This window comes from Rossellomorea vietnamensis (assembly GCF_001305855.1).
In the GTDB taxonomy this organism is placed as follows: domain Bacteria; phylum Bacillota; class Bacilli; order Bacillales; family Bacillaceae_B; genus Rossellomorea; species Rossellomorea vietnamensis_A.
The window spans coordinates 1-4,542 of the sequence record NZ_LIXZ01000040.1; the positions used below are offsets into that span (position 1 = coordinate 1).

Here is a 4,542-nt window from a genome sequence, read left to right on the forward strand (position 1 = left end):
CCAAGGACGCTTTCTACTACATTGAGTGTTCCACCCGAAACCGTGACAGAAGGAATATCTACGGTGACAGTCCCCGTGATGGCATTGATCGTTCCACCCACAATGGTAGCGGCCTGAACTTCGTTGACCGAGTTCAGAGTACCGGCGGTGATCGTGGCTCCAAGCACACTGGAGATGGTGCCGTCCAGTAGATTATTCAGCGTGCCGCCGAGTAAAGTGGCGTTGATATTTCCACCTGTGATTGTAGCACCGAGGACGCTTTCTACTACATTGAGTGTGCCCCCAGAAACTGTAACAGAAGGAATATCTACGGTGACAGTCCCCGTGATGGCATTGATGGTTCCACCGAGAACAGTGGCATTAATATTTCCACCGACGATGGTAGCGGCTTGAACCTCGTTCACCGAGTCAAGCGTACCCGCGGTAATGGTAGCACCAAGTACGCTTTCTACCACATTGAGTGTTCCTCCTGTCACCGTGACAGAAGGAATCTCCACGGTGACAGTCCCCGTAATGGCATTGATGGTTCCACCGAGAACAGTGGCATTAATATTTCCACCGACGATGGTAGCGGCTTGAACCTCGTTCACCGAGTCAAGCGTACCCGCGGTAATGGTAGCACCAAGTACGCTTTCTACCACATTGAGTGTTCCTCCTGTCACCGTGACAGAAGGAATCTCCACGGTGACAGTCCCCGTAATGGCATTGATAGTCCCGCCGAGAACAGTGGCGTTAATGTTTCCACCGACGATGGTGGCCGCTTGAACCTGGTTGACCGAGTTAAGAGTCCCTGCTGTTATTGTGGCTCCTAATACGCTTGATATCGTTCCGTTTAGGAGGTTGTTGAGAGTACCTCCGAGAACAGTTGTATTGAGATTCCCACCGGAAATGGTTGCATTAAGTACATTTCCTACTGTATTAATAGTCCCTCCCAAAACTGTCACGGCAGATACAGTGGGACATGCATTCCCCAGTAATTCATCACTTACAATTCTGTGCGCTGCGACGAGGTTCCCGGAAGCGTCTCTACCCCAAACAGAAATTTGAATTTGTTCTGCAGCAACTCCGCTTTTTGTAAATACCAATTCGTAGGCATCAAAATTGACGTTATAAGTGCGTGTAAGAACCTGATTTGGTCCTACTGTGGGCAGTTCAAGAATATAAAGAGTACGAGTGCCATTTAAGTAATACCCTTGGATTAACACAGTTCCTGAGTCAGTAGAACTCCTGTTATCTATTTTGAGGGTAACTGTCCTTGTAGGTCGAATTCCTCCAACAGGAAGGTTGGAAATCGGACCGGTTGATAATATAGACATATTTTTTTCTCCTTTACGATTTTTAAGGAAATTACATTTAAATTATTCTTTTTCAGAAAAACTGTGTGTAACATTTTTCCTTTTTCACTTTGCTGGACCTGTTAAAGGTTTAAAGCCCTTTTTTTATTCACATCCTTTTATAAACTGTCAAACTTCTAATGAATTATAGGGAAAATTCTTATATATTTTATTCAATCTTTGAATCAATGATTTCATATTCGCCTACTATCACTTAAAATGTGCAGGTTGAAAAAAGAGATTTGCACCCAGTTTTGGGATGGAAAGTATTTATGTGAGGATGCTCGCATAATAATAAAGAAAAGAAGTATTGTTTGAGGCGTTTTTATTATATTGATGTGGCTTTGTACATTATGACTCTTTGGCAAGGAGATTCAGTGCCAAATGAAATCGGCATTGATTTATGAAAATTTGAAAGGAGTGGTTTTATCCTGGGAAAACAGGTGAAGGTTGTCTTTGTTTTTGGGACACGGCCAGAGGCTATTAAGATGGCTCCTTTAATTACTGAGCTGAAAAATAGACCGCTGGATTTTGAGGTTAAAGTTGCTGTAACAGGCCAGCACAGGGAGATGCTTGATCAAATGCTTCAGTCGTTAAAGATAAAGACGGATTTCGATTTGGATATTATGGATAGCAGGCAGAGTCTCTCCCAGATTACAAGCAGGGCTATGGAAGGAATAGATAAAATCCTAAGCAAAACCAAACCAGATCTGCTCTTAGTCCATGGGGATACTACTACGGCGCTTTCGGCAGCGTTGGCGGGTTACTATAGAAAAATACCTGTAGGTCATGTGGAAGCTGGATTAAGAACGATGGAGAAATATTCTCCTTTTCCAGAGGAGCTAAATAGGCAGATAATTGCAAGAATCAGTGATTTGCATTTTGCTCCTACCAATCTTTCAAAAGAAAATCTGTTAAGAGAAAATATTTCAAAGGAAAAGATTTTCGTCACTGGGAATACGGCGATAGATACATTGAGGCTGACAGTAAAAGCTGATTATGTACATGATGTTCTAACAAGTATGGGTGATAAACGTCTTATTTTAATGACAGTTCACAGGCGTGAAAATATTGAAAACATGGTAAGGATCTTCCGTGCTGTCAAGCGGCTGATTAGAGAACACAAAGATATCCAAGTGGTATTTCCTGTTCATTTAAATCCCGTTATTCAAGAGCATGCAGAGAAGCTGTTGGGAGAAGAGGAGCGGATTCAATTAATTAAACCAATGAATGTTTTTGACTTTCATAATGTTTGTGCAAGATCTTACCTTATTATGACTGATTCAGGAGGATTACAGGAAGAAGCTCCTGCATTAGGTATTCCAGTAATAGTGTTAAGGGATACAACAGAGCGTCCAGAGGGAGTTAACGCTGGTACCCTCAGATTAGCAGGAACACATGAGGATACAATATGGGAAGTAGCTAACGAATTGATTATATCAGAGGAAAAGTATCACTCTATGGTTAATGCTGTAAATCCTTATGGGGATGGTAAAGCTTCATATAGGATTGCGGAAAGTATCCTTTACCAATTTAAAAAGAGGGATGAAAGACCACTAGAATTTGATATTGATTGATTTGGGGAGTGGCCTCTTTTTTTACGTGAATTAAAATAAAATTTCAGCAAAAGAGAGTTGAAACGTTTATCACCTGATGAAATAGGTAAAAAGTATTATATAGGAGACATCCAAAATAAATCTTTTTACGTATGCTACATGCGACGTTTAGTACAATATTAAAATCAGCAGGTGATAATATGAATTACACAACGATGAGATTAAGAAAACTAGTTGAAAGAATTATTGATGGAGATGAGTTTGCAAAAGCGGAGTTTGAGAGGAGATGGGAGATCCCTTGGGGACAGGTGGGGACGGTACCGATTTGCGGAGAAGAGAAATGCTTTCAGGACTGAATGGTTCTTCCTTCAATCTCTATGATAAAGTTAGGGGGAGAACAGTTCAGAAAGAGGGTTACCGATGACGAATACACTTTATTATCAAGACGCCTATACGAAAACCTTTCAAACATCCATACAGGTTCAAGGGCAGGATGAATCTGGCTGGTACATACTATTGGAGGAAACGGCCTTTTATCCAACAGGCGGCGGCCAGCCCCATGATACGGGAACAATACAGGATAAGCGGATTGTCAATGTGGAAGAAGTGAGCGGAGAGATCCGTCATTACATAGAAGAACCGTTTGACGATATTTCAGGTGTTGTCGAGGGACAGATCGATTGGGAGCGCCGATTCGACCATATGCAGCAGCACACAGGTCAGCATATCCTGTCCGCCTCGTTTGCAGAAGCGCTTCAATACGAGACGATCAGCTTTCATCTCGGGAAAGAGTTTCTCACCATCGACTTAAACGTAAGTGACATAAGTAACTCAGATGCACTGAAAGCAGAAGAACTTGCCAACCAAATCATAAGGGAAGCTCGTCCAATCGAGACGAAATGGGTGACGGAAGCGGAACTGTCCGACTATCCACTGCGCAAGCAGCCAGCCGTCACAGGCGAGATCCGTCTCGTCATCATTCCGGACTTCGACTATAACGGTTGCGGCGGGACCCATCCACGTTCCACGAGCGAAGTCGGAGCCATCAAGATTCTTGATTGGGAAAAGCACAAAGGCCATATCCGCCTGCAGTTTATCTGCGGTGACCGGGTCCTCCATCAACTGCACCGTAAGCACGGGCTCCTGAAAGAACTCACAAGTGTACTCCAGGCACCGGAAGAAACGATGGTACCTACGGCCGAGCAACTGATCGCCAAACAAAAAGAGCAGGAAAAAGCACTCGAAGGATTGAAAGAAGTCCTGCTGACATATGAAGCGGAAGGATTACTCGGAATCCAAAAAGATGACTATACGCTCATTCAAAAAGCTTACAGTGACAGACCAATCCAGGAACTCCAGAAGATTGCCCAGCACATCATCTCTAAGCGAGAAGATGCGATTGTGATCCTGGTCGTCCATAATGATCAAAAGCTTCAGCTCGTAGCGGCGAAGGGGTCGCTCCCGGCTATTAATTTAAGAGAAGTCGGACAAAAAATATTCCCGCTCATCAATGGGAAAGGCGGCGGGAAAGAATCGTTTGTTCAAGGTGGCGGAGAGGCTTTGATGAGTAAGGAAGAGCTACTTGAAGCTATGATAAAACTACTATAATAAATATGGTAAGGCCATCCGGACATGTCCGGATGGCCTTACCA

General features: G+C 43.4%; 4 protein-coding genes. 3 read left to right on the plus strand and 1 reads right to left on the minus strand.

Going from position 1 to position 4,542, the window contains the following annotated elements; all coding sequences use genetic code 11:
- Nucleotides 1–1,316, minus strand: a 1,316-nt coding sequence (locus AM506_RS23035) for a beta strand repeat-containing protein (protein ID WP_200908479.1), incomplete at its 3' end; no start/stop codon positions are given.
- A 449-nt stretch (nt 1,317–1,765) separates the two neighbouring features.
- Here AM506_RS23035 and wecB point away from each other — a divergent pair.
- The 3 genes from wecB (at nt 1,766) to AM506_RS21405 (ending at nt 4,498) form a co-directional block, all read left to right on the plus strand.
- Nucleotides 1,766–2,911, plus strand: a complete 1,146-nt coding sequence (gene wecB / locus AM506_RS21395; protein WP_082386469.1) for a non-hydrolyzing UDP-N-acetylglucosamine 2-epimerase — start codon at nt 1,766–1,768, stop codon at nt 2,909–2,911.
- Nucleotides 2,912–3,090: 179 nt separating this feature from the next.
- Nucleotides 3,091–3,246 carry a hypothetical protein gene (locus AM506_RS22890; protein ID WP_160316911.1) on the plus strand — a complete coding sequence of 52 codons (156 nt, stop codon included), beginning with the start codon at nt 3,091–3,093 and terminating at the stop codon, nt 3,244–3,246.
- Nucleotides 3,247–3,310: 64 nt separating this feature from the next.
- Nucleotides 3,311–4,498, plus strand: a complete 1,188-nt coding sequence (locus AM506_RS21405; protein WP_060675125.1) for an alanyl-tRNA editing protein — start codon at nt 3,311–3,313, stop codon at nt 4,496–4,498.
- Nucleotides 4,499–4,542 lie beyond the last annotated feature (44 nt).

Bases quoted from the DNA above. Each gene is read 5' to 3' on its own strand.
- AM506_RS21405 (WP_060675125.1), top strand. From the start codon at position 3,311: ATGACGAATACACTTTATTATCAAGACGCCTATACGAAAACCTTTCAA.
- AM506_RS22890 (WP_160316911.1), top strand. From the start codon at position 3,091: ATGAATTACACAACGATGAGATTAAGAAAACTAGTTGAAAGAATTATT.